Source organism: Gulosibacter sediminis (assembly GCF_030011715.1).
In the GTDB taxonomy this organism is placed as follows: domain Bacteria; phylum Actinomycetota; class Actinomycetes; order Actinomycetales; family Microbacteriaceae; genus Gulosibacter; species Gulosibacter sediminis.
Genome location: NZ_JASCYH010000002.1, coordinates 66,517 through 91,245, shown reverse-complemented (window position 1 = coordinate 91,245; position 24,729 = coordinate 66,517). Strand labels below are relative to the sequence as shown.

The 24,729-nt window shown below is 67.2% G+C and carries 21 protein-coding genes; 20 read left to right on the top strand and 1 reads right to left on the bottom strand.

Going from position 1 to position 24,729, the window contains the following annotated elements; all coding sequences use genetic code 11:
• Positions 1-7 precede the first annotated feature (7 nt).
• The 19 genes from QM019_RS01600 to QM019_RS01510 all read left to right on the top strand — a co-directional run bounded on the left by QM019_RS01600 (position 8) and on the right by QM019_RS01510 (position 22,263).
• Entirely contained in the window at positions 8-1,471 is a 1,464-nt protein-coding gene (locus QM019_RS01600) for a Mur ligase family protein (protein ID WP_282851600.1), read from the top strand.
• Between the two features lie 56 nt (positions 1,472-1,527).
• Entirely contained in the window at positions 1,528-2,946 is a 1,419-nt protein-coding gene (locus QM019_RS01595) for a UDP-N-acetylmuramoyl-tripeptide--D-alanyl-D-alanine ligase (protein ID WP_282825562.1), read from the top strand.
• The gene (mraY, locus tag QM019_RS01590; RefSeq protein WP_282851599.1) at positions 2,943-4,052 is read left to right on the top strand and encodes a phospho-N-acetylmuramoyl-pentapeptide-transferase; all 1,110 of its coding nucleotides are present in this window, start codon (positions 2,943-2,945) and stop codon (positions 4,050-4,052) included. The genes QM019_RS01595 and mraY overlap by 4 nt, the downstream gene beginning before the upstream one ends.
• Positions 4,052-5,557: a UDP-N-acetylmuramoyl-L-alanine--D-glutamate ligase gene (gene murD / locus QM019_RS01585; protein ID WP_282851598.1), complete on the top strand. Its 1,506-nt coding sequence runs from the start codon at positions 4,052-4,054 to the stop codon at positions 5,555-5,557. Before mraY ends, murD begins: the two co-directional genes overlap by 1 nt.
• Positions 5,529-6,788 carry a putative lipid II flippase FtsW gene (gene ftsW / locus QM019_RS01580; protein WP_282851597.1) on the top strand — a complete coding sequence of 420 codons (1,260 nt, stop codon included), beginning with the start codon at positions 5,529-5,531 and terminating at the stop codon, positions 6,786-6,788. Before murD ends, ftsW begins: the two co-directional genes overlap by 29 nt.
• Positions 6,785-7,891 carry a UDP-N-acetylglucosamine--N-acetylmuramyl-(pentapeptide) pyrophosphoryl-undecaprenol N-acetylglucosamine transferase gene (locus QM019_RS01575; protein ID WP_282851596.1) on the top strand — a complete coding sequence of 369 codons (1,107 nt, stop codon included), beginning with the start codon at positions 6,785-6,787 and terminating at the stop codon, positions 7,889-7,891. Before ftsW ends, QM019_RS01575 begins: the two co-directional genes overlap by 4 nt.
• 71 nt (positions 7,892-7,962) lie before the next feature.
• A complete protein-coding gene (murC, locus tag QM019_RS01570; protein WP_282851595.1) occupies positions 7,963-9,384 on the top strand; it encodes a UDP-N-acetylmuramate--L-alanine ligase in 1,422 nt (473 codons plus the stop codon).
• Positions 9,377-10,192: a cell division protein FtsQ/DivIB gene (locus QM019_RS01565; RefSeq protein ID WP_282851594.1), complete on the top strand. Its 816-nt coding sequence runs from the start codon at positions 9,377-9,379 to the stop codon at positions 10,190-10,192. The genes murC and QM019_RS01565 overlap by 8 nt, the downstream gene beginning before the upstream one ends.
• Positions 10,193-10,335: 143 nt before the next feature.
• Entirely contained in the window at positions 10,336-11,649 is a 1,314-nt protein-coding gene (ftsZ, locus tag QM019_RS01560; RefSeq protein ID WP_282851593.1) for a cell division protein FtsZ, read from the top strand.
• Between the two features lie 6 nt (positions 11,650-11,655).
• The gene (locus QM019_RS01555) at positions 11,656-12,369 is read left to right on the top strand and encodes a YggS family pyridoxal phosphate-dependent enzyme (protein ID WP_282851592.1); all 714 of its coding nucleotides are present in this window, start codon (positions 11,656-11,658) and stop codon (positions 12,367-12,369) included.
• Between the two features lie 31 nt (positions 12,370-12,400).
• A complete protein-coding gene (locus QM019_RS01550; RefSeq protein WP_125105759.1) occupies positions 12,401-12,907 on the top strand; it encodes a cell division protein SepF in 507 nt (168 codons plus the stop codon).
• A gap of 147 nt (positions 12,908-13,054) precedes the next feature.
• Entirely contained in the window at positions 13,055-13,345 is a 291-nt protein-coding gene (locus QM019_RS01545) for a YggT family protein (protein ID WP_282851591.1), read from the top strand.
• A 110-nt stretch (positions 13,346-13,455) separates the two neighbouring features.
• Positions 13,456-14,277, top strand: a complete 822-nt coding sequence (locus QM019_RS01540; protein ID WP_282851590.1) for a DivIVA domain-containing protein — start codon at positions 13,456-13,458, stop codon at positions 14,275-14,277.
• A 6-nt stretch (positions 14,278-14,283) separates the two neighbouring features.
• On the top strand, positions 14,284-14,862 hold the full coding sequence (gene lspA, locus QM019_RS01535) for a signal peptidase II (RefSeq protein WP_282851589.1): 579 nt from the start codon (positions 14,284-14,286) through the stop codon (positions 14,860-14,862).
• Positions 14,863-14,864: 2 nt separating this feature from the next.
• Positions 14,865-15,794 carry an RluA family pseudouridine synthase gene (locus QM019_RS01530; protein ID WP_125105762.1) on the top strand — a complete coding sequence of 310 codons (930 nt, stop codon included), beginning with the start codon at positions 14,865-14,867 and terminating at the stop codon, positions 15,792-15,794.
• Between the two features lie 33 nt (positions 15,795-15,827).
• Positions 15,828-19,334: a DNA polymerase III subunit alpha gene (gene dnaE / locus QM019_RS01525; RefSeq protein ID WP_282851588.1), complete on the top strand. Its 3,507-nt coding sequence runs from the start codon at positions 15,828-15,830 to the stop codon at positions 19,332-19,334.
• 53 nt (positions 19,335-19,387) lie between these two features.
• The gene (gene hisD, locus QM019_RS01520; protein WP_282851587.1) at positions 19,388-20,701 is read left to right on the top strand and encodes a histidinol dehydrogenase; all 1,314 of its coding nucleotides are present in this window, start codon (positions 19,388-19,390) and stop codon (positions 20,699-20,701) included.
• A gap of 4 nt (positions 20,702-20,705) precedes the next feature.
• A complete protein-coding gene (gene nrdR / locus QM019_RS01515; RefSeq protein ID WP_125105765.1) occupies positions 20,706-21,209 on the top strand; it encodes a transcriptional regulator NrdR in 504 nt (167 codons plus the stop codon).
• 13 nt (positions 21,210-21,222) lie between these two features.
• Positions 21,223-22,263 carry a quinone-dependent dihydroorotate dehydrogenase gene (locus tag QM019_RS01510; RefSeq protein ID WP_125105766.1) on the top strand — a complete coding sequence of 347 codons (1,041 nt, stop codon included), beginning with the start codon at positions 21,223-21,225 and terminating at the stop codon, positions 22,261-22,263.
• Here QM019_RS01510 and QM019_RS01505 read toward each other — a convergent pair.
• On the bottom strand, positions 22,260-22,850 hold the full coding sequence (locus QM019_RS01505; RefSeq protein WP_282825533.1) for a DUF3043 domain-containing protein: 591 nt from the start codon (positions 22,848-22,850) through the stop codon (positions 22,260-22,262). The two genes, QM019_RS01510 and QM019_RS01505, sit on opposite strands and share 4 nt — an antisense overlap.
• Positions 22,851-23,136: 286 nt before the next feature.
• Here QM019_RS01505 and QM019_RS01500 point away from each other — a divergent pair, with 286 nt between their 5' ends.
• Positions 23,137-24,729: an ABC transporter substrate-binding protein gene (locus QM019_RS01500; RefSeq protein ID WP_282851586.1), complete on the top strand. Its 1,593-nt coding sequence runs from the start codon at positions 23,137-23,139 to the stop codon at positions 24,727-24,729.

Below are 24,729 nucleotides of genomic sequence, written 5' to 3'. Positions count from 1 at the left end.
GAAGACCTTGCCCACAGACAGTATTCGCCCCCACCATGCCGCGGCGCGCATCCTCTCCGAGATGTGCGCCGAGTTCGGGCTGAATGAACCCGAAGGATCCGATCTCGAGGCCATCGAGGTGACCGGCGTCAGCAGTGATCACCGCAGTGTTGAGGCGGGCGACGTCTTCGTCGCGATTCCCGGCGTGCGTACCCACGGCGCCGAATTTCTCGACGAGGTCGTCGAGGCAGGTGTCGTCGCCGTGTTGACCGACCCCGCGGGTGCTGAACGCGCGACCCACCTCGAGGTGCCCGTCATCGTCATCGACGAGCCGCGGCTGGCCCTCGGTCATGTCGCGAAGTGGGTCTACCGCACCGACCCCGAGCAGCCGCGGCTCTTCGGCGTCGCCGGCACGATCGGCAAGACGAGCGTGAGCTACCTCATCGCCGACCTGTTCGGCCGCATCGGTGTCGCGAGCGGCCTGTCGACCTCGATCGCCCGTCGCGTCGACGAGCAGCACGTCATCGCCACCCTGACGACGCCGGAGGCCGACGACCTGCACGCCCTCGTCGCGCGGATGCGTGAGGTCGCCGACCGCGTCGCCGCCATCGAGATCTCGGGTCACGCGCTCAGCGGCCAGCGCCTTGCGGGCCTCGAGTTCGCCGTGGTGGGCCCCTTCACCTTCAGTGCCAGTGACGACGCGGCGGCCGACTTCTTTGCGCTGCACCGCCTGCTGCTCGACCCAGAGGTCGCCTCGACGGCGGTCATCAACATTGACAGCCAAGTTGGGCGCGACCTCGTCGAGGCAGCCCGCATTCCGGTCGCCACACTCAGCGCCGACCCCGAATCCGGCGCCGACTGGCTGGTCCAGTGGAACAGCATCGACGGCGGCACCGAGTTCACCGTGCGCGGCCACGACGACCGCGTTGTCGCGAGCCACATCACCAAGCCCGGTCGCCTCGCAGCGTTGAACGCAGCTGCGGCCATCGTCATGATCGCCGAGGGCGGCTGGGCCACCGAGCAGATTCAGGACGCGCTCGATCGCACGGGAGGCTTCGACGTACCGATTCCCGGCCGCCTTGAGCGCATCCGCGCCACTGGCGACGGGCCCGAGGTGTTCGTCGACGGGGATGAGCGCACCGACGCGATTCGCGGCTCACTTGAGGCTCTCCGCGGGGAGGGCGCCGACGCGCCGCACCTTGTGGTGCATCCGAGCGATGCCGCCGCCATCGAGGAGTTCGCTCAGCTGCGTGACCTGACAGCCAAGAAACCAATCGTGATTACCCGGACCTCGGCCGACTCCGTGCCCGGGCTCCGGCTCGAGACGGATGCGGCGGCAGCCCTCCAGCGCGCGTCGCGTGACGCTGGCCGCGGCGGGCGCATCCTGTTCGTCGAACCCCGCGCCGACGCGCTGCGCGTCATCGACGAGGGCGAGGTCGTCGACCCGACCGTCGAACTCGTGCGCGACGCGCTCGCCGACACCGGCTGGTAGCCGCGCTTCACCCATCCGCGCGCACCCGTGCGCATCCGACTACAAAGGCCCAAACCATGATTGCAATGACCCTCGCGGAAATCGCGTCCGCGACCGCGGGCACGCTGGTGCTGCGCGGCGACGCGACCGAGGCGACGACCGTGCGCGGCCTCAGCGACACCGACTCGCGCAAGATCACCCCAGGCGACATCTTCTTCGCGAAGCCGGGCGAGGTCACCGACGGCCACCTGTTTGCGCCCGCCGCGGTCGAGAACGGCGCGGCCTTGCTCATCGTCGAACACGAACTCGACCTTGACGTGCCGCAGGTTGTCGTCGCCGATACGGTGCTCGCGCTCGGTGCCCTCGCCACCGAGGTGGTCGCGCGGGTGCGGGCCCTCGGCCGCCTGCGCGTCGTCGCGGTGACCGGCTCGAACGGCAAAACCACGACGAAGAACCTGCTGCGCGAGACGTTCGCGCGCCGGGGCAACGTCGTTGCGCCGATCGGCTCGTTCAACAACGAGGTCGGGGCACCCACCACCTTCCTCGAGGTGACGGAAGAGACCGACTGGCTCGTCGCCGAGATGGGCGCGAGCGGCCTCGGCCACATCGAACGGCTCGCGAAGATGGCGCGACCCGACGTGGGCATCGTGCTCATGGTGGGCCTCGCCCACGCCGGCGAGTTTGGCGGCATCGACAACGTCGAGCGGGCGAAGTCGGAAATGGTCGAGGCGCTTGGCGCCGACGGTGTCGCGGTTCTCAACGCCGATGACCCCCGCGTTGCGAGGATGGCCGCGAAGGCACCGGGCCGCGTCGTCTGGTTCGGCCGGGGCGCGAACGCCGAGGTGCGCGCTGATGACGTGAGCGTTGCCGGCGACGGCACCCGCTTCACGCTGCGCGTGCCGGGGGAAGAGCCTGAGCAGATTCACTTCCCGGTCATCGGCGAACACCACGTTATGAACGCGCTCGCCGCCGCAGCGGCCGCGCACGTCGAAGGCGTGTCGGCGGCCGAGGTTGCCGCGGTGCTTCGCGAGGTGACGCGCGCGGAGCGGGGACGCATGGAGGTGCTCACGCGTGAGCCGCTCACGGTCATCAACGACGCCTATAACGCGAACCCGAACTCGATGTCGGCGGCCCTGCGCACGCTCGCGCAGATTGCGGCCGAGGGGCAGCGCACGGTCGCCGTGCTTGGACCGATGTCGGAGCTCGGCGAGTACGCCGTGACTGAGCACGACAAGCTCGGCGAACTCGCGGTTCGACTCAACATTGACCGAATCGTTGTAGTTGGGCGTGACGCCAGGCCGCTCTACCTCGCCGCGATCGCGCAGGGGAGCTGGAATAATGAGGCGTCATTCACCGAAGATGCCGATGCCGCATACGAGCTGCTTACGAGTGAGCTGCGCGACGGCGACCTCGTGCTGGTGAAGTCATCGAACTCCGCGGGGCTCATGAAGCTCGCTGACCGACTCGGAGAATATGTGAAGGGACGTATCTCGTGATTGCAATCCTCATCGCCGGCGCGGTCGGGATGCTGTTCACGCTGACGCTCACGCCGGTGTTTATCCGGCTATTTAACAAGCTTCGGTGGGGTCAGTACGTTCGCGAGGATGGCCCGAAGGAGCATTACGCGAAGCGCGGTACCCCGACCATGGGTGGCATCGTCTTCGTGCTCGCCACCCTGGTGGCCTACTTCTTCGCGGTGCTCGTCACACAGACGCAGCCGACTGCCGCGGGCCTGCTCGTGCTGTTCATGATGGTCGGCCACGGGCTCGTGGGTTTCATTGACGACTTCCTCAAGGTGCGCAAGCATCAATCGCTCGGCCTCGGCGGTTGGCAGAAGATCGCCGGTCAGGTGATCGTCGCGGCGCTGTTCGCCCTCATCGGCCTGCAGGTGACGAACGAGCTCGGCGTCCCCCTCATCTCGAGCGAGGTGTCGGTGATCCGCGACACCGGCATCGACTTCATGGCGCTCGGCGTCGTTGCGGGCACGATCCTCGTCGTCATCTGGATTGTCGCCATCACCACGTCGGCCTCGAACGCGGTCAACGTCACCGACGGCCTCGACGGGCTCGCGACCGGCGCGTCGATCTGCGCGATCGGCACCTACGGCATCATCGGCTACTGGCAGTTCAACCAGCTTTGCGGCAGCGACCGCCTCTCGAATCAGGTCACGGGCGCGTGCTACGAGGTCTACGCGCCGCTCGACATGACCATCGTCGCGGCCGCCATTGTCGGTGCCCTCATCGGGTTCCTCTGGTGGAACACTTCGCCGGCGAAGCTCTTCATGGGCGACACCGGTTCGCTGGCTCTCGGCGGCGCGCTCGCCGCGTTCGCGATCATTACCCGCACCGAGCTCCTGCTCGTCATCATCGGCGGCCTCTTCGTCATCGACACCGGCTCGGTCATCGTGCAGCGTCTCTACTTCAAGGCCACGGGCGGCAAGCGCATCTTCTTGATGAGCCCGATCCACCACCACTACGAGCTCAAGGGCTGGGCAGAGCAGACCGTCGTCGTGCGGTTCTGGATCGTCGCCGGGCTCTTCGCCGTTGCGGGCCTCGCGATCTTCTACGCCGAGTGGTCGCTCGCGAGCGGGATGGTCGAATAATGAGCGCGCGCACCGACGCACTGACCAGCTGGCATCACGACTGGAGCGGCCTCAAGGTTGCTGTGTTTGGCCTCGGCATGACCGGGTTCGCCGTGGCCGACACGCTCGCCGAACTCGGCGCCGACGTGCTCGTCATCGCAGGCAAGCCCGACGACGATCGCGAGCGCATCCTTCAGGTGCTGAACGTTCCGCTCGTGCTCGCTCCGCAGCAGGATGCGGTGCCGAGCGAACTCGTCGACTTCGCCCCCGAGCTGGTGGTCACCTCGCCCGGCTACGCGCCGCACCACGCGCTGCTGCGCTGGGCTGAAGCGCAGGGACTGCCGGTGTGGGGCGACATTGAGCTCGCCTGGCGCCTGCGCGACAAGACCGGTACGCCCTCGCAGTGGCTGCTCGTCACCGGTACGAACGGGAAGACCACGACAACGCAACTCACCGCACACATGGTGGCTCGCGGCGGTGTGCGCGTCGCGCCGGCCGGCAACATCGGCATCCCTGTGCTCGACGGGGTTCGCGACCCCGAGGGCTTCGAGGTCCTCGTCGTCGAAATCTCGAGCTACCAGCTGCACTACACCCACACCGTTTCGCCATGGTCGAGCGTTGTGCTCAACATCGCCGAAGACCACCTCGATTGGCACGGCAGCTTCGACGCGTATCGGGCGGCGAAGGGTCGGGCCTACGACCGCACGCAGCAGGCGTGTGTGTACAACCTCGGCGACCCAGAGACCGAGCGGCTCGTCGAGCAGGCCGACGTGATCGACGGGGCTCGCGCCATCGGCTTTGGCGTCGACGTACCACCGCCGAGCAACTTCGGTGTGGTTGACGGGCTCCTCGTCGACCGGGCTTTCCTCGACGACCGCCGCAACTCGGCGCTCGAGCTCGCAACCCTCGACGACCTCCGGGCCCGCAACCTCGGCGCGCGTCACCTCGTCGAGGACGTGCTCGCGGCGGCCGCGCTCGCGCGCTCCTACGGCATCGAGCCGGCGGCGATTCGCGAGGCGATCATCACGTTCACGCCCGACCAGCACCGCAACGAGCTCGTGCTCCACGAGGCCGGCGTCATGTGGGTCGACGACTCGAAGGCGACGAACACGCACGCGGCTGAGGCCTCACTGTCGGCCTATCGCTCGGTGATCTGGGTGGTCGGCGGCCTGCTCAAGGGCGTCGACATCTCGCCGCTCGTGGCCGCGCACGCGGCCCGCCTGCGCGCCGCGGTCATTATCGGCGTCGATCGGCATGCCGTGCGCGAGGCGTTCGAGCAACACGCGCCCGCCGTGCCGCTCATTGAGATCGACGTGCGCGAAACTAGTCAGGTCATGCCGGAGGTCGTTCGTCGCGCCGCCGAAGTGGCACAGGACGGCGACACCGTGCTACTCGCACCGGCGGCGGCATCCATGGATCAGTTCGACAGTTATGGCGACCGCGGCGACAAGTTCCGCGCGGCAGTAGAGCGCATCGCGCAGGGGGGAGCAGGCCAGGATGCCGCAAGCCCAGGCGACGAAGCGTAACGCGACGGGGGCCGCGACGAGCGGCTCGGCCTACCGCATCAAGCTCTTCTCGAGCGAGCACCCCGCGAACCTCAACGCGACGCTGCTGCTCGGCATCATCCTTGTGCTCGTGGCCTTCGGCCTCATCATGGTGTTATCGAGCTCGGCAGTCGAGGAGTTCGCAGCGGGGAACACGTTCTCGACGAAGTTCCTCAAGCAGCTCATCTTCGCCGCAATTGGCCTGCCGCTCATGTGGATCGCGTCGCGCGTGCCGCTGCAGTTTTGGACCGGCTCGTTCGCCTGGCTCGCGCTCGGTGTTGCCGTGGTCATGCAGGCCCTCGTGTTCACCCCGCTCGGCACCGAGATCAACGGCAACCGCTCGTGGCTCGACCTCGGACCCACGACGGTGCAGCCCGCCGAGTTCGCGAAGGTCGCGCTCGTCATGTGGCTCGGCATGATCATCGCTCGCAAGGGTGACAAGCTGACGCAGCTGAAAGAGGTGATCGTACCGATCGGGCTGCCGGTCGGCGTTGTGATCCTGCTCGCGCTGCTCGGCAAGGACCTCGGCACCGTCATGGTGATCGGGGCCCTCGTGCTTGGCGCGCTTTGGTTCGGTGGCCTGCGCGCCCGCTACATCATCGGTGCGACGCTGTTCGCCGTTGTCGGCGCCGTGACGATGGCGGTTGTCTCACCCAACCGAGTCGCCCGCATCACGAGCTTCTTCGACGGCTCGTGCGACTACGAGGGCCTCTGCTGGCAAACCTCGCACGGCTTCTTCGCCCTCGCGAGCGGCGGCATCTTCGGTGTCGGGCTCGGCAACTCGACGGCGAAATGGTCGTGGCTCCCCGAGGCTGACAACGACTTCATCTTCGCGATCATCGGCGAGGAATTCGGCCTCATTGGCGCCCTCGCGGTGATTCTGCTCTTTGCGGCACTGGCGGTCGTGCTGCTGCGCATCTGGCGCGAGACCGACAACGTGGCGGGCCGCACGCTCGTCGGCGGCGTGCTCGTCTGGTTCATCTTCCAGGCGTTCGTCAACATCGCCGTCGTGCTCGGACTCCTGCCGGTACTTGGCGTGCCATTGCCGCTGTTGAGCTCCGGCGGCTCGGCCCTCATCACTTCACTGTTCTCGGTCGGCCTCGTGCTCTCGGTCGCGAAGGACAACGCGAAGCGGCAGGCCGCAGCGAACCCCAAACCATCCTCCGGCTCCGCGAGCTCGCGGCCGTCGTCACGAAAGGCACCAAGGGCATGAACACATACCTGCTCGCGGGCGGAGGCACCGCCGGCCATGTCAACCCGCTGCTCGCCACGGCCGACAGTATCCGCGCAGCGCATCCCGACGCGACGGTGCTCGTGCTGGGCACCAAGGAGGGCCTCGAGACGCGGCTCGTGCCCGAACGCGGCTACGAGCTACTCACGATCGACAAGGTGCCGTTCCCTCGCCGGCTCAACGGGGCCGCGGTGAAGTTCCCCGTGCGATTCCAGCGCGCCGTACGGCAGGTGCGCGAGATTATCCGCGACCGCGGGGTGGATGTTGTGGTCGGCTTCGGCGGCTTCGCCTCCACTCCCGCGTATGTCGCGGCCCGCAAGCGCATTCCCGTGATCGTGCACGAGGCGAACGCCATCCCTGGGCTGGCGAACCGCCTCGGAGCTAAGTGGGCCGCGGGCGTCGCCGTGGTGTTTCCGAACACGCCCCTCGCCGGGGCGAAAGCCCTCGGTATGCCGCTGCGGCGCGAGATCGCCGAGCTCGACCGCGAGGCGAGCCGCGCCGAGGCGATCGACTACTTCGGGCTCGACGCCGAGCGACGCACCCTTGTCGTGACGGGCGGCTCGCAGGGCGCGAAGCGCATCAACGAGACCATACGCGAGCTCGGCCCGAAGCTCGTTGGCGGGGCGCACGGCGACGACGCCTGGCAGGTCGTGCACATCGTCGGCCGGCTCTCGCCATTCGACGACCCACAGCTGCCGCACTACCACGTCGTCGAATACTGCGACCGCATGGACCTCGCGTTCGCGGCTGCCGACTTCATCGTCACTCGCGCCGGCTCCTCGACGGTCTCCGAGCTGTCGGCCGTTGGCTTGCCCGCGCTCTATGTGCCGTATGCCGTCGGCAACGGCGAGCAGGCGAAGAACATCGCGACCCTGCTCGAGGCGAACGCCGCCATGACCATTGCCGACGGCGAGTTCCTCCCGGCGCGCGTCGAGGGCGAGCTCCTGCCCGTGTTGGCCGATGCCGCGCGGCGCACCGAGTTCGGTCGCCGAGCGGGCCAACTCGGTGCCAGGGATGCGGCCGAGCAGCTGCTCGCCATGATCGACGCGGCCGTCGCGGATGCGGCGCGTGGCGCCCGAGCCTAATTTGGCCGAGCCGACTATCCTGAAACGCTGGCGGCGGCGCGATTCGAGCGTCGCCTTGAAGGAGAAGCACCGTGATTAGCCCCGACGCGAACGCACAGATTCCTGAGGTGATTCGTCACGCCCACTTCATCGGCATCGGCGGCTCTGGCATGAGCGGCATCGCCACGATGTTCCTGCAGCGCGGCGTCACCGTCTCGGGCTCCGATCGCTCTGGCAACGACTACACCGAGAAGCTCGCGCAGGCTGGCGCGACGGTCTCGATCGGGCACGACGCCGCGAACCTCGACGAGTCGGTTGACACCGTCGTCGTCACCTCGGCGCTTTGGCCTGACAACCCGGAGCTCGTGCTCGCGCGCGAACGCGGCCTGAACATCCTGCACCGCTCGCAGGCGCTGGTCTGGTTGACTCGCGCCGCGCGCGTGGTCGCCGTCGCCGGGGCGCACGGCAAGACCACGTCGACGGGCATGATCGCAAGCTCCCTGCTCGAACTCGGGGCCGACCCGAGCTTCGTCAACGGTGGCGTCATTAGCTCGCTCGGCACGAATGAGCACCTCGGGGCCGACCGCGAGTTCATCGTGGAGGCCGACGAGTCCGACGGCTCGTTCCTCTTCTACGACACCTCGATCGCGCTCATCACCAACGTCGACAACGACCATCTCGACCACTACGGCACCGAGGAGGCCTTCGAAGCGGCGTTCGTGCAGTTCGCGAACCGGGCGAACGAGGCCGTCATCGTCTCGGGCGACGATCGACTCGCGGTTGAAATCACCGCGCAGCTCGAGCACCCCCACGTGGTGCGCTTTGGTGAAGGCGAGCACAACGATGTTCGCGTCACGAACATCACCACGGCCGACGGCGGGGTCGCGTTTGACCTCACCGCCAACGGCATGACAGTGCCCGCGCAGCTTGCGGTGCCCGGCCGCCACAACGCCCTCAACGCCGCAGGTGCCCTTGCCGTGCTGCTTCACCTCGGCTTCACGCTCGAGGCTGCCGCAGCATCCCTGCGCGCCTTCGGCGGCACAAAGCGGCGCTTTGACCTCCAGGGCGAGGTCGACGGCGTTCGCGTCTACGACGACTACGCCCACCACCCGGCTGAGGTCGAGGCGGCGCTCTCAGCGGCGCGCACCGTCGTGGGTGAGGGCCGCATCATCGCAGTGCACCAGCCGCACCTGTTCTCGCGCACGCAGGCCATGAGCGATGTGTTCGCCGAAGTCTACGAGCGCCTGGCCGACCACACGATCGTGCTCGATGTCGACGGCGCCCGCGAAGACCCGGTGCCGGGCGTCACGGGCGCGCTCGTGTCGGAGGCATTCAGCGACGCAAGCCTCGTCGAATACCAGCCCGACTGGAGTGACGCGGCGCAGGCCGTTGCCCGCGTCGCCGAACCCGGCGACTACGTCATCACCCTCGGCTGCGGCAATGTGTACCGCATCGTGCCGCAGCTGCTCGACGCGCTGCGCGAGCGCGACGCAGATGGAAGCGGGCGTGACTAGCGGCACTCCAGAGGACCAGGGCGGCGCGCGTCGTCGCGGTGGCATCGGCGCCGTCTGGCGCGCGAGCCTCGCTCGGCGTCGCCATGATCGCGCCGAGGTGCGTCGATTTACCCGCCGGCGCGTCGCTCGACGCCGCGGCTGGCTCATCGGGCTGAGCTCGTTCGCCCTGCTTATCGCGTTTGTCCTCGTCGCGGTGTTTACACCGCTCATGAGCGTGCGCACGATCGAGGTCGAGGGCACCTCACGACTCGACCCCGCGGTTGTGCAGGAGGCGCTTGCGCCCCTCGAGGGGAAACCGCTCGCGCAGGTGTCGAACGACGACGTGGAGGCGCTGCTCGAGGAGTTCGTGCTCGTGCAGAGCTACACCGTGCAGCGCACACCACCCTCGACGCTCGTGGTGCAGCTCGTCGAACGCGAGCCCATCGGCCGGTACGAGCAGGATGCGGGCGAGGCCGTTGTTGACGCGGCCGGCGTCGTACTCTGGCAGGTCGGCGGCGAGGGCGCGCCCGACGAGGAGCTCACGCTGCCGGTGATGGATGCGGGCTCGCTCGGCTCCGAGGCTTTCCTGGCCGCGGGGCGCGTGTCGCTCGCGCTACCGAGCGACTTCCGTGCGCAGGTCGCGAAGATCACCGCATCCTCGCCCGAAAGTGTCGTGCTGCACCTCACGAGCGGCGCGACCGTGACGTGGGGTAGCGCTGAGGACTCGCAGCGCAAGGCGCAGGTGCTCACCTCGTTGATCACTGCGACACAGGACGTCGGCATCTCGTCGTACGACGTTTCGAGTCCCGACACGCCGGTCACCCACTAGGCGGAAAGCTTCAACCCGGGGTTGAAGCGATTTGGGCCACCTGGGCAACACGCCCGGCATGCCTGGGGTGCGGGCGCAATTCCCGCTTCTAGGGTTGCTCTCGAAATCCCGCCCAACACGACCACGACAAAGGGGCCGCTCACGTGTCGAACACCAGTGCAGCAACGAACAACTACCTCGCCGTAATCAAGGTCGTCGGCGTTGGTGGCGGTGGCGTGAATGCCGTGAACCGAATGATCGACATCGGTCTGCGCGGCGTTGAGTTCATCGCGATCAACACTGACGCGCAGGCGCTGCTGATGTCGGACGCCGACGTCAAGCTCGACGTCGGCCGCGAACTTACCCGCGGCCTCGGCGCCGGCGCCGACCCGGAGATTGGCCGTCGCGCCGCCGAAGACCACGTTGAGGAGATCGAGGAGGCGCTCACCGGTGCCGACATGGTCTTCGTCACCGCCGGTGAGGGTGGCGGCACCGGTACGGGTGGCGCGCCCGTCGTCGCGCGCATCGCGAAGTCGCTCGGCGCTCTCACCATCGGTGTCGTCACGAAGCCGTTCTCGTTCGAGGGTCGTCGCCGCGCCGACCAGGCCGAACACGGCGTCGCCGCGCTCAAGGAGCAGGTCGACGCGCTCATCGTCGTGCCGAACGACCGCCTGCTCGCGATCAGCGACCGCGGCATCTCCATGCTCGAGGCGTTCGCCACAGCCGACCAGGTGCTCCTCGCCGGTGTGCAGGGCATCACCGATCTCATCACCAATCCGGGCGTGATCAACGTCGACTTCGCCGACGTGAAGTCGGTCATGCAGGGTGCCGGTTCGGCCCTCATGGGTATTGGTACCTCGCGCGGCGCTGACCGCTCGGTGAAGGCCGCCGAACTCGCGGTCGCGTCGCCGCTGCTTGAAGCCTCGATCGAGGGCGCGCACGGCGTGCTCCTGTCGGTGCAGGGTGGCTCGAACCTCGGCATGTTCGAGGTCGCCGAGGCCGCGCAGCTCGTGCGCGACGCCGTGCACGAGGGCGCGAACATTATTCTCGGTACCGCGGTTGACGACACTCTCGGCGACGAGGTGCGCGTGACGGTCATCGCCGCCGGCTTCGACGGTGGCCAGCCCCGTCCGCTCGACGAGGCAGAGATCCCGAAGTCGGCGCCGAGCCCGCTGCCCTCGCTCGAAGAGGCCACCGCGCGCAACCAGTCGGCGAAGCAGGAGGAGCCGCAGGCACCGGCCTACGCCTCGACCAACGCCTCGGCCAACACCTCGAACTCGGCCAACGCGGCAGGCTCGACCGAGCAGCCGGCCGAGCGCAAGCCCGCCGAAGAGGCGGCCCCGCGTCTCGGCGAGAGCCCCGCGTGGTCGACCGCCGAGGCGCCGACCATCTCGCCGCGCCAGACCGAGTCGCCCTATGCCGACGCCTCGTACGGTGAGGACGAGAACGACCTCGACATCCCCGACTTTCTGCGCTAGATCGTCGTGACCACTACGCCCGTTTCGCCCTCATGGGGGAGTGACGCAGAGCTCGCGCACCGTCTCGAGACGGTGCGCGAGCGCATTTCTGCTGCCGCGGACGCAGCCGGCCGCTCTGCGGAACAGATCACGCTCGTCGCTGTCACGAAGTTCCACGACCCCGAAATCGTGCGCGCCCTTGCTGAGCTCGGCGTGCGTGACTTCGGTGAGAACCGCCACCCAGAATCGCGGCTCAAGGCCGAGGTTGCCCACGAGGTGGCGGACGCCCACCTGCACTTCATCGGACGGCTCCAACGCAACAAGGCCCGGCAGGTCGCGCGCTACGCCGACGTCATCGAGTCCATCGACCGCGAGGACCTCGTCGAGGCCCTCGGGAAGCTCGAGGACGTGACGGTCGATGTGACGATTCAGCTCTCGATCGATGGCGACACGAGCCGCGGAGGCGTGCCGCTGACCGAGGCTGAGTCGCTCGCCGAGCGCATCCTCGCAACTCCCACGCTGCGGCTTCGCGGCGTGATGACCGTCGCTCCGATCGACATGGAGCCCGAGGCCGCGTTCGCGCGGGCGCGCGAAACTTCGGAGCGCATCCGCACCCTCGCGCCCGACGCCGATTGGCTGTCGATGGGCATGTCCCACGACTTCCATTCAGCAATTTCACAGGGAGCAACACACCTGCGAATCGGCGAGGCAATCACCGGAAAACGGCCCGGCCAGCAATAACGTGGAGTAACACCAATCACAGGAGGCAACAATGGCTAACCCCCTTCGCAATGCCATGGTCTACCTCGGCCTCGCCGAGGAGCAGGAAGAGACCACTGCGACGACCGCATCCGCACGCCCGGCACCGGCGCCGGGGGCCGTGCAGACCGACCGCGTCGAGGCGGTGCAGGAGGAAGAGTTCTCGGCCCCCGTGACGCCGATCAAGCCGACGATGACCCCCGCGCCAGCTCCGAAGCCCTCGACCACAGCAGTTGGAGAGATGAACGAAATCCTCACCGTCCACCCGAAGGCCTACGACAAGGACGCCCAGCTCATCGCCGAGAGCTTCCGCGATGGCGTGCCCGTCATCATGAACCTCTCGCAGATGACCGACGCCGACGCGCGCCGCATCATCGACTTCGCGTCGGGCCTCACCCAGGGTCTCAACGGTCGTATCGAGCGCGTCACGAACCGCGTGTTCCTGCTCACGCCCGAGCACGTCAACGTGCACGGTGACGAGCAGCACGTTCGCAACGACGACCCGACCTTCTTCGCCTAGGCGGTAGGGCCTCCGGCCTCCAGGTGTGATCACCTCGGCGGTGCACCGAATACGGTGCGCCGCCGATGGCTGTTTTCCCAGAGCCTGGCAGAATAACTAGGTGGTCGCTCGCCCGACCGCTTGAACCTCACAGAAAGCGCGCCCCCTTTGGCTCTCATTGGCACGATCCTGCTGATCGCCCTGCAGCTCTACAACTTCGTCATGTGGGCGCGGCTCATCCTCGATTGGGTGGTTGTGCTCGTGCCGAGCTTCCGGCCGCGCGGCTTCGTGCTGTTGCTGGCCGAATTCGTCTACACGCTGACCGATCCACCGCTGAAGTTCGTGCGCCGCTGGATCAAGCCGTTGCGGGTTGGTCCTGTCGCGCTCGACCTCGCCTGGATCGTCGTGATCATCGCGCTGAGCGTCCTCTCGATCGTCGTGCGGAGCATCTTCTTCTAAGACTTGCCCGCTATCGTGGACGGGTTCACCGCTAGGGAATGTGACGAACGTGGCACAAGTACCGTAGTGTGATCGGTACCAAACTTCTTGTCGAAACGAAAGGGTCGGAAATGGCACTGACTCCGGAAGACGTGGTCAATAAGCGTTTTCAGCAGACGAAGTTCCGGGAGGGATACGACCAGGACGAAGTAGACGACTTCCTTGATGAAGTTGTTGTTGAACTGCGTCGCCTGATCGCCGAGAACGACGAACTGCGCACCGAAAACGAGCGACTGCAGTCGGAGGGTGCGTCCGCACCCGCGGCGGCAGCGCAGGCCCAGCCCGAAGCACCTGCCGAGTCCGAGGCCGAAGCGCCCGAGGCACCGGCCAAGCAGGAGGCCCCCGCGGCTTCGGCTCCCGCAGCTCAGGCCGCTGCACCCGCCGCCGCGCTCGGCGCTGGCGAAGACGAGGCAGCGTCGATCTCTTCGCTCCTCGCCCTTGCCCGTCGGCTCCACGACGAGCACGTCGCCGAAGGTACTCGCACCCGCGATCAGCTCATCAAGGAAGCCGAGACGAAGGCGTCGAAGCTCGTTGCTGATGCCGAGGCCGAGGCGAAGAAGCGCAAGGCCGACGCCGAAGCGGTCGCGACCAAGCGTGTTCAGGAGGCCGAGGCCGCCGCGACCAAGCGCACTCAGGACTCGCAGACCAACGCGAACCGCCTGGTGAGCGAGGCTGAAAACAAGGCGAAGACGCTGATCACGAACGCGGAGACCCGCGAGCGCGAGATCACGACGAGCCTTGAGAACACGAAGAGCCGACTCGAGGAGCGCATCGAAGAGTTGCGCGGCTTCGAGGCGAGCTACCGCACGCAGCTGCGCAGCTACATCGAGGGTCAGCTCGAAGAATTCACTGCTTCGAGCAACGAGTTCGACGGTGGCGAGGCGAAGAACTAGCACCGCGTGAGCGATGAATTCCCCAAACGGCGAGTCCGGCCAGGAGTCCTTGCACTCCTGGTCGGAATCGCTGTTGTTTGGTTTTCCCTCGACCAATTCACCAAGCACCTCGTCGAAACCAACCTGACGGAAGGCGAAGTCGTGCCGGTGCTCGGCAGCGCCCTGCAGTGGTATTTCGTGCGCAACCCTGGTGCGGCCTTCTCGATGATCGCCGACATGACATGGATCCTCACGGTCGTGGCCACCGCGGTCGTCGTCGTCATCGTCGTGCTCGCCCGGCGCATCCAGTCGAAGTGGTGGGCGCTCGTGTTCGGCCTCGTGCTCGGCGGTGCGCTCGGCAACCTCGTGGATCGACTGTTTCGGCCGCCGTCGTTCGGTGAGGGACACGTCGTCGACTTCATCTCGACGCCGTGGATGATGCCGGCGATCTACAACGTCGCCGACATCGGCGTGGTCGTGGGGATGTGCCTGTTCGTGCTGCTCACGATTCTCGACGTCGGCCTTGACGGTCGTCGTCGCAGGCGCAGCGACGACGAGCCGGCGGATGACGTCGAGTCGACGCCCGACGGAAGCACACGGGCCTAGGCATGGAATCACGCATGCTTCCGGTGCCCGATGGCCTCGACGGCGAGCGGGTGGATGCCGGGGTCTCGAAGCTCCTCGGGCTCAGCCGTTCGCGCGTTGCAGCGATCGCCGATCGGGGCACGGTGCGCCTGGACGGCCGGGTCGTCGGCAAATCGGACCGCCTGCGGGCCGGCGCGATGCTCGACGTCGAGTGGGAACCCGAGCGGCCCCTCCAGGTTGAGCCGATCGAGGTGCCCGAGCTCGAGATTGTCCACGACGAGACGAGCTTCGTCGTGGTGATGAAGCCGGTCGGCGTCGCCGCGCATCCCTCGGTGGGTTGGACTGGCCCGACTGTGCTCGGCGCGCTCGCTGCGGCGGGCTTCCGCATCTCGACCTCTGGGCAGCCGGAGCGCCAGGGCATCGTGCACCGCCTCGACGTCGGTACGAGCGGCCTGATGGTCGTGGCGAAGACCGAGCGCGCCTACTCGGTGCTCAAGCAGGCGTTCCGCGACCGCACCGTCGACAAGACGTATCACGCGGTCGTGCAGGGACTGCTCGATCCGCTCTCGGGCACGATCGACGCGCCGATCGGCCGGCATCCCGGCTCGAGCTGGAAGTTCGCGGTGGTCGCTGGCGGCAAGCCGTCAATTACCCACTATGAGACGCTTGAGGCGTTCCGCCGCGGCTCGCTCATCGAAGTGCACCTCGAGACGGGCCGCACACACCAGATCCGCGTGCACACGTCGGCTCAGCACCACCCGTGCATGGGCGACCCACTGTACGGCGGCGACCCGAAGCTCGCGGCCGCGCTGGGCCTCGAGCGGCAGTGGCTGCACGCCGTGAAACTCGGTTTCGAGCATCCCGAGCGTGGCGGCTACGTCGAGTTCAGCTCGGAGTATCCGGCCGATCTGCAACATGCCCTCGAACTCCTCCGGGCAGGTCAGCCCGAGTAGACTCGAGGCTTCGCAAGAGCTTGGAGGAACACCGTGGCGGCATCAGACTCGTTCGTTCACCTGCACAACCACACCGAGTATTCGATGCTCGACGGCGCGGCGAAGATTGAGGACATGATCAAACGCGCGGCCGAACTCGGTATGCCGGCGATCGCCACTACCGACCACGGCAACATGTTCTCGGCGTACGAGTTCTTCCGCACAGCGAAGCGCTACGACATTAAGCCGATCATCGGCACCGAGGCGTACCTCACGCCGGGCACACACCGTTCAGACCGCTCGCGCGTGCGTTGGGGCAACGGCGGCGGTGACGACGTCTCGGGTGGTGGCGCCTACACCCACATGACGATGCTTTCCGAGACCACCGAGGGCATGCACAACCTATTCCGACTCTCGTCGTACGCGTCGATTGAGGGGCAGTACTTCAAGCCGCGCATGGACCGTGAGCTGCTGCAGCGCTACGCCAAGGGCGTCATCGCGACGACGGGTTGCCCCTCGGGCGAGGTGCAGACGCGTCTGCGGCTAGGGCAGTGGGATGCGGCGGTCGAGGCCGCGGGGGAGTTCCGCGATATCTTCGGCAAGGACAACTTCTTCCTCGAGTTCATGGACCACGGGGTCGGCGTCGAGCGCCGCGTGCGCGATGACCTGCTCAAGCTGCGCGACCACATGGACCTGCCGATGGTCATCACGAACGACCTCCACTACACGCACAAGGAAGACGCAGTCGCACACTCGGCGCTGCTCTGCGTGCAGTCGGGTTCGACCCTCGACGACCCGAATCGCTTCAAGTTCGACGGCGAGGGGTACTACCTCAAGACCGCCGAGGAGATGCGGCACCAGTTCCGCGAGTTCCCTGAGGGCTGCGACAACACCCTCCTGATCGCCGAGCGCTGCTCGGCCGCCTTCGACGAAGGGGCAAACTACATGCCCGCGTTTCCGGTACCCGAGGGCGAGACCGAGGCGACGTGGTTCGTGAAAGAGGTCGACCGCGGCCTGCACTACCGCTACGGCGACACGATCCCCGATGACGTGCGCAAGCAGGCCGACTACGAGATCGGCATCATCACCCAGATGGGCTTCCCGGGTTACTTCCTCGTTGTTGCCGACTACATCCAGTGGGCGAAGGAGAACGGCGTGCGCGTCGGCCCGGGCCGCGGCTCGGGCGCCGGCTCGATGTGCGCCTACGCGATGCGCATTACCGACCTCGACCCGCTCGAGCACGGCCTGATCTTCGAGCGCTTCCTCAACCCCGACCGCGTCTCGATGCCCGACTTCGATATCGACTTTGACGACCGTCGCCGCTCCGAGGTGATCCACTACGTCACCGAAAAGTACGGCGACGAGTACGTCGCGCAGATCGTTACGTACGGCACGATCAAGTCGAAGCAGGCGCTAAAGGATGCCTCGCGCGTGCTTGGCTACCCCTTCTCGGTCGGCGACCAACTCACGAAGGCGATGCCCGAGGCGATTATGGGCAAGGACATCCCGCTCGCCGGTGTCTACGACACGACGCACCCGCGCTACAAGGAAGCGGGGGAGATGCGTGCCGTCATCGAGTCGAACCCCGACTTCCAGAAGGCGTTCGAGACCGCGAAGGGCATCGAGGGCCTGAAGCGCCAGTGGGGTGTGCACGCGGCCGGCGTGATCATGTCATCGCAGCCGATCATCGACGTGATCCCGCTCATGAAGCGTGAGCAGGACGGCCAGATCGTCACGCAGTTCGACTACCCCTCGTGCGAGTCGCTCGGCCTGATCAAGATGGACTTCCTCGGGCTGCGCAACCTCACGATCATCTCGGATGCGCTCGAGAACATCACGCAGAACCGCGGCGAGACGATCGACCTCGAGACCCTCGAACTCAACGACAAGGCGACGTACGAACTCCTGAGCCGCGGCGACACGCTCGGTGTGTTCCAGCTCGATGGCAACGGCCTGCGCTCGTTGCTGCGCCTCATGCGCCCCGACAACTTCGACGACGTTTCGGCGACCATCGCGCTGTACCGCCCCGGCCCCATGGGCGCGAACTCGCACACGAACTACGCGATGCGCAAGAACGGCCAGCAGCCGATCACGCCGATCCATCCCGAGCTCGAAGAGCCGCTCGCCGACATCCTCTCGGAGTCGTACGGCCTCATCATCTACCAGGAGCAGGTGATGGCGATCGCGCAGAAGGTCGCTGGCTACACGCTCGGCCAGGCCGACCTACTGCGTCGCGCGATGGGTAAAAAGAAGAAGTCCGAGCTCGACAAGCAGTTCGCGATCTTCTCGGAGGGCATGAATCAGAACGGCTTCTCGGATGCGGCCGTGAAGGCGCTCTGGGACATCCTGCTGCCGTTCTCGGACTACGCGTTCAACAAGGCGCACTCGGCCGCGTACGGCGTGATCTCGTACTGGACCGCGTTCCTCAAAACGCACTACGCGCCCGAGTACATGGCCGGCCTGCTCACCTCGGTGGGTGACTCGCGCGACAAGCTCGCCGAGTACCTCAACGAGTGCCGCCGCATGCGCATCCAGGTGCTGCAGCCCGACGTGAACGAGTCGACCCTGCGCTTCCGCGCTGTCGGCCACGACATCCGCTTCGGCCTCGGCGCCGTGCGGAACGTGGGCGAGCAGGTCGTCGCCGAGATCATCAAGGCGCGCGAGGACCAGGGTGACTTCACCTCGTTCCACGACTTCCTCAAGAAGGTGCCGATCTCGGTCGCGAACAAGCGCACCGTCGAATCGCTCATCAAGGCAGGTGCCTTCGACACGATGGGCCCGACGCGCCGCGCGCTGCTCGAGATTCACGAGGACGCGATCGACGCGGCCGTAAGCCGCAAGCGCAACGAGGCCCATGGCCAGGTCGACCTCTTCGTGGGGCTCATGGAGTTCGAGGAAGAAGAGCAGGTGGTGCCGGAGCGCCCAGAGTTCACGCGCAAGGACAAGCTCGCCTTCGAGCGGGACATGCTCGGCCTCTACGTATCTGACCATCCGCTCAAGGGGCTTGAGGTCGAGCTGTCGAAGCTCTCGGCCACGCCGATCCTCGACCTCGTCGGCGACACCGAGGTACGCGATGGCGAGCAGGTGCAGATCGCCGGGCTCATTACGACGGTGCAGCACCGCGTGGCGCGCAACTCGGGCAACCCGTACGGCCTCGTCTCGCTCGAGGACTTCGGCGGCGAGATCACCGTCATGTTCCTCGGCAAGACCTACCTCGAATACCGCGATCAGCTCGAGAGCGACACGATCGCCGTGATTCGTGGCCGGGCGCAGCACCGCGACGACGGCATCAACATCACGGCGCAGGGAATCACGGTGCCGCACCTGTCGGTCGGCGACAACCCGCCGCTCACCCTGACGCTGCCCGATGTGCGGGCGACCGAGACGGTCGTGACCGAACTCGATGAACTCCTGCGCCGCAACATAGGCGAGTCGGAGGTGCGCCTGCACCTCGAGACGCAGCAATCGGTGCGCGTGTTCGAGCTGCCGCACCGGGTGTCGCTCGGGTCGGCGATCTACTCGGAGCTCGCTGCACTGCTCGGCCCCGGCTCGGTCAGCTAGCGACGGGTTCGGGGTGCGGGGCACCGCGCGCTCGTCATTAGAATGGGATCACTATGATCCAGCTCATTGACCTGCGCGGCCGCGACCTTTCGGCCGCGCAGCTGCGCGACGCCCTGCCCCGCCCCGAGGTCGACGTGAGCCGTGCGCTCGCCGGCGCGACCCAGCTCATCCAAGACGTGCGCGAGCATGGGGCGGATGCGCTGCGCGAGCAGGCCGAGAAGTTCGATGGGGTGCGCCCTGAGCACCTCCGGGTGCCGCAGCAGGCCATTGATGACGCCGTCGCGGGGCTCGATGCGCAGGTGCGTGCCGGGCTCGACGAAATGATTCGCCGCGTGCGGCTCGGCTCGGCGGCCCAGGTGCCGCCGCCCGCGCGCACCGAACTCGGGAACGGCGCCATGATCGAGCAGCGGTGGCAGCCGGTCGACCGCGTCGGGCTCTACGTACCCGGCGGTAAGGCCGTGTACCCCTCGAGCGTTGTCATGAACGTGGTACCCGCCCAGGCGGCTGGCGTGCGGTCGATCGCCCTCGCTTCGCCCGCGCAGGCCGAGTTCGGCGGGCTGCCGCACCCGACCATCCTTGCCGCCGCGGGCATCCTCGGCGTCACCGAGGTGTATGCGATGGGTGGCGCGGGCGCGATTGGCGCGCTCGCCTACGGCGTCGCCGAGCTCGACCTTGCGCCGGTCAACGTCATCACCGGCCCGGGGAATGTCTGGGTCGCGGCGGCGAAGCGGGCCGTCAGTGCCCAGGTCGGCATCGACGCCGAGGCCGGCCCCACCGAGATCCTCATCATCGCCGATGAGACCGCGCAGCCGCGGCTCATCGCCGCCGACCTGCTTAGCCAGGCCGAGCACGACGAGCTGGCCGCGGCCGTGCTCGTCACCGACAGCCAGGCGCTCGCCGACGCGGTGGCGACCGAACTCGCGGCCATCGCCGCCGCGACCAAGCACGCCGAGCGCGTCAACGTCTCACTCTCGGGCCAGCAGTCGGCGATCGTGCTCGTCGACGACCTTCCCGCGGCCTGCGCCGTGTCGAACGTCTACGGCCCCGAGCACCTCGAACTTCACACCGCCGACGACGACGCGACGCTGCACAACATCACGAACGCGGGCGCGATCTTCCTCGGCCCGAACTCGCCCGTGCCGCTCGGCGACTACATCGCCGGATCGAACCACGTGCTGCCCACAGGCGGCCAGTCGGCGCACTCGGCCGGCCTCGGCGCCTACACGTTCCTGCGCGCCCAACAGATCATTCGCTACGACGCCGCGGCGCTCGCCGACGTCGCCGATCGCCTCAGCGCGGTGGCGCTCGCGGAAGACCTGCCGGCCCACGCCGCGGCGGTCGCCGCCCGCGCGACGACGGGGGAGTAGCGCCGTGCACTGCCCCTTCTGTCGCCACCCCGATTCGCGCGTCATCGACTCGCGCACCACCGATGACGGCTACGCGATTCGTCGTCGTCGCCAGTGCCCGAATTGCAATCGCCGCTTCTCGACGCTGGAGACCGCGAGCCTCAGCGTGATCAAGCGCTCGGGCGTCGCCGAGTCGTTCTCGCGTGACAAGGTGATGTCGGGCGTGCGCAAGGCGTGCCAGGGCCGCCCGGTCACCGATGCCGACCTCGCGCAGCTCGCGCAGAAGGTCGAAGAGACGATCCGGCAGTCTGGCGCTTCGCAGGTCGAGGCGAACGAGATCGGCCTCGCGATCCTGCCGTTCCTGCGCGAGCTCGACGACATCGCGTACCTCCGCTTCGCGAGCGTGTATCAGGGCTTTGCCTCGCTGAACGACTTCGAGCAGGCGATCCAACACCTCAAGCACGACGACATCGTGCCGAAGTACTCCGACGAGACCGTCGACGGCGAGCCGCTCGACCAGTCCGAATAGCGAAGGAATCCCAGTGCTGCTGCAACTCGCTCGAGCCGGTTACCGCGTTGTCTTCAACTGCGTCTTTCGACGCATGGATGCCGAGAAGGCCCACCACTTCGGTGCCACGGTAATCCGCTGGATCGGGTCGCTGCGACCGCTCGCGGCGGTGCTCGGTCGCTTCACCAAGCCGGATGCGCGGCTGCGCACGAGCGCGCTCGGACTCGAGTTCCCCTCGCCCTTCGGCCTCGCGGCCGGCTTCGACAAGAATGCCGACATGGTTGACGGCCTCGCGGCGCTCGGCTTCGGCCACGTCGAGGTGGGCACCGTGACGCCGCTCGCGCAGCCGGGCAATCCGAAGCCGAGGATGTACCGTCTGCCCCGCGACCGTGGCCTGATCAACCGCATGGGCTTCAACAACGACGGCGCCGAGGGGGCCGCGGCGTCGCTGCGCGCGCGCCGCAACCGCGGTGCCATCGTCGGTGTCAACATCGGCAAGAACAAGCTGACACGTGATGAGGATGCGGTCGCCGACTACGTTGCCGCGGCGAAGGCCGTGCGCGACGAGGCCGACTACCTGGTCATCAACGTGTCGTCGCCGAATACTCCGGGCCTTCGCGGTCTGCAGGAGCTTGACGCGCTCGAGCCGATCCTGCGCGAGACCCTCGATGCGGCCGACGGTGTGCCCCTGCTCGTCAAGATCGCGCCCGACCTTGAGAACGACGCGATCCAGCGCATCGGCGAGCTCGTGCGACGTGTCGGGCTCGCGGGCGTCGTCGCGACGAACACGACGATCTCGCGTGCTGGCCTGCGCGCCCCCGCCCGCGTCGTCGAGGCGTACGGCGCCGGCGGCCTTTCGGGGGCGCCGCTCGCGAACCGCTCGTTCGAAGTGCTGCGCCTCGTGCGGGCCGCGCTCGGCGACGACCTCTGCGTCATCTCGGTCGGCGGCGTCACTGGCGCCGGCGATGTGCGCGCGAGGCTCGACGCCGGGGCGACGCTCGTGCAGGGCTACACGGCGTTCCTCTATGAGGGACCGATGTGGGCCGCGGCGATCAACCGCGAGCTGGCGCGCTAGCGGCCGGTGAACTCGACCTTGTCGAAGCGCTTCACCTGCGGCTTCGGCATGCGCAGCATGCGGATCTGCATGCTGCGGCCCATGGCTTGGAAGAGGAAGCCCTTTTCGGTCTTGTCGTCGCCGACGACCTCACGCACCTTGCGGCGAATCATTACGCCGTAGAGCAGACCCTCGGCGACGCAGAGCGCGAGGTAGACCCAGATGAACATCATCGCCCAGACCGCGGCGTTCGTCTGCGGAATGAATGTGGCGAAGATCACGAGGAACATGAGGGGGAGGAGCCACTCGCCGAGCGTGATGCGCGCGTCGATGAAGTCGCGCAGGTAGCGCTTCTGCGGACCGCGCTCGTTCGGGCGCAGGTAGCGGTCGTCGCCCCGGGCCATGCCCTCGCGCGCCTTCTGCTGCTCGACCTGCATCTTGGCCCTCGACTGGCGTTTGGCCTCCTTGCGGTCCTCGGGCACGAGCGGGCGGAAGTTCGCCGCCTCGGCGTCCCTACGGCGCGGCGTTGGTCCCTTCTTGGCCGGGGCCTGAGCGGCCTCGTCGCTCGACTCGGGGACGTTCTGCTCGCTCGCCGAATTCTTCGCCATGGTGTCCTTCTACGTTGACTGCGGTATCCGCCAATTCTAAGCGACGCGGATGCGCCGGGCGCAGGTCGCGCAAGAATCGGCCGCGACGTTCGCATTTAGCAAATCTGTCGACGTCCGCACAACGGCGAATCGCAACTGTGACGAGGAATGACGACACGTGACGAATCGTGACGACGTGGATCGTGGCGCTGCGAGACATCGGCTCACTGTTCACTAAGTTCGTGGGGGCTTTGGTGCACGTGCATATGTTTCCGAGGCAACCGATCCAACCCGCTCAAGGAGCTCTATGGCCTCGCGCATCCGCATCGTTCCGATGCTCGCCGCAGCTGTGCTCGCGCTTACCGGCTGCGCGGCCAGCACCACGACGACGAGCAGCGGCGATGCCACCACCCCGCAGACGGGTGGCACGCTCGTGTACGGACTGCCCGACGACCTCGGCTGCATCGACCCGCAACAGGTCTCGTCGAACGACGCGATCGTCATGAGTAAGCCGCTCGTGGCGTCGCTGACGTGGCAGAACCCCGACACGGGCGAGATTGAGCCGTGGCTGGCAAGCTCGTGGGAGATCAATGACGAGTCGACCGAGTTCACTTTCCACCTCGCCGACGGCGCGAGCTACTCCGACGGCACACCGGTCGATGCGGCCTCGGTCAAGGCGAATTTTGACAGCATCCTCGAAATGGGTGCCGTCGCGGTGCTTGGCGCGCGGTACACCACCGGCCTCGAATCGGTCGAGACGCCCGACGATATGACGGTGCAGCTCACCTTTGCGTCGCCCCGCGGCGACTTCCTGCAGGCCTCCGCGTCGCAGGCACTCGGGATGATCTCAACCGAGTCGACGAAGAAGTCGCAGGCCGACCGCTGCGCCGGCGACTTCGCGGGCTCTGGCCCGTTCGCCCTCGACCGCTACGAGCCAGACACGATCGCCGTGCTGAAGGGTCGGAAGGACTACGCCTGGGCGCCGCCGAGCGTCGAGAACCAGGGTGCGCCCTACCTCGACGAGCTTCGCTTCGCCGTCATTCCTGAGTCGTCGACCCTGACGGGCACGCTGCTGAGCAACCAGATTCAGGCGTCGAACAACATCTCGGCGCGCGACCAGGAGATCTTCTCGGAGCGCGGCTTCGAGCTCAACAACCGGGCGAACCCGGGCCAGGTCTACGGCTTCCTCGTCAACTTCGACAGCACGGTGGGCAAAGACCCGGCCGTGCGCCAGGCGCTCATGCACGCGATCGATCGCGACGCCGTCAACTCGCTACTCACGCCAAACGACCGCCCGGCCACCTCGGTGCTCAGCGACACGACGCCGCTCTACAACGACGTCTCCGACGAGTTTGCGTATGACGTCGACCTCGCGAACCAGCTGCTCGACGAGGCCGGTTGGGAGCTCGGCGCCGACGGTGTGCGCGAGAAGGACGGCGAGCGACTGAGCTTCACCCTCGACTACTGGCAGCCGACGGGCGACGCGCTCCAGCTGATTCAGCAGCAATTCAAGGACATCGGCGTCGATATGCAGCTCAAGCAGACCACCGTCGCGCAGCAGACCGGCACCATCGGGGACGGCTCGCGTGCCCTGTGGTGGGTGAACTCGACCCGGGCCGACCCGAGCGCGATGAGCAGCCTGATCGGTCCGAACGCGCTCTTCAACGAAAACCGCCCCGACACGAGCATCGACGAGGCGCTCCAGCGCATCGACGAGATCTCCGACCCCGAGCAGCGGCAGGAGGCGGTCGACGAGGCCGTCGCGCTCATCCTTGAGCAGGGCGCCGTGATTCCGGTCATGCAGCTCTCGACCACGATCGTGTCGTCGCCGACCACGCACGGCATCACGTTTGATGCCTCGAGCCGCGTCGACTTCGCTAGCGCCTGGACGGAGCAGTAA

Bases quoted from the DNA above. Each gene is read 5' to 3' on its own strand.
- ftsW (WP_282851597.1), top strand. From the start codon at position 5,529: ATGCCGCAAGCCCAGGCGACGAAGCGTAACGCGACGGGGGCCGCGACG.
- QM019_RS01505 (WP_282825533.1), bottom strand. From the start codon at position 22,850: ATGGCGAAGAATTCGGCGAGCGAGCAGAACGTCCCCGAGTCGAGCGAC.
- hisD (WP_282851587.1), top strand. From the start codon at position 19,388: ATGATCCAGCTCATTGACCTGCGCGGCCGCGACCTTTCGGCCGCGCAG.
- QM019_RS01575 (WP_282851596.1), top strand. From the start codon at position 6,785: ATGAACACATACCTGCTCGCGGGCGGAGGCACCGCCGGCCATGTCAAC.
- QM019_RS01595 (WP_282825562.1), top strand. From the start codon at position 1,528: ATGATTGCAATGACCCTCGCGGAAATCGCGTCCGCGACCGCGGGCACG.
- QM019_RS01540 (WP_282851590.1), top strand. From the start codon at position 13,456: ATGGCACTGACTCCGGAAGACGTGGTCAATAAGCGTTTTCAGCAGACG.
- murD (WP_282851598.1), top strand. From the start codon at position 4,052: ATGAGCGCGCGCACCGACGCACTGACCAGCTGGCATCACGACTGGAGC.
- QM019_RS01500 (WP_282851586.1), top strand. From the start codon at position 23,137: ATGGCCTCGCGCATCCGCATCGTTCCGATGCTCGCCGCAGCTGTGCTC.
- QM019_RS01550 (WP_125105759.1), top strand. From the start codon at position 12,401: ATGGCTAACCCCCTTCGCAATGCCATGGTCTACCTCGGCCTCGCCGAG.
- QM019_RS01530 (WP_125105762.1), top strand. From the start codon at position 14,865: ATGGAATCACGCATGCTTCCGGTGCCCGATGGCCTCGACGGCGAGCGG.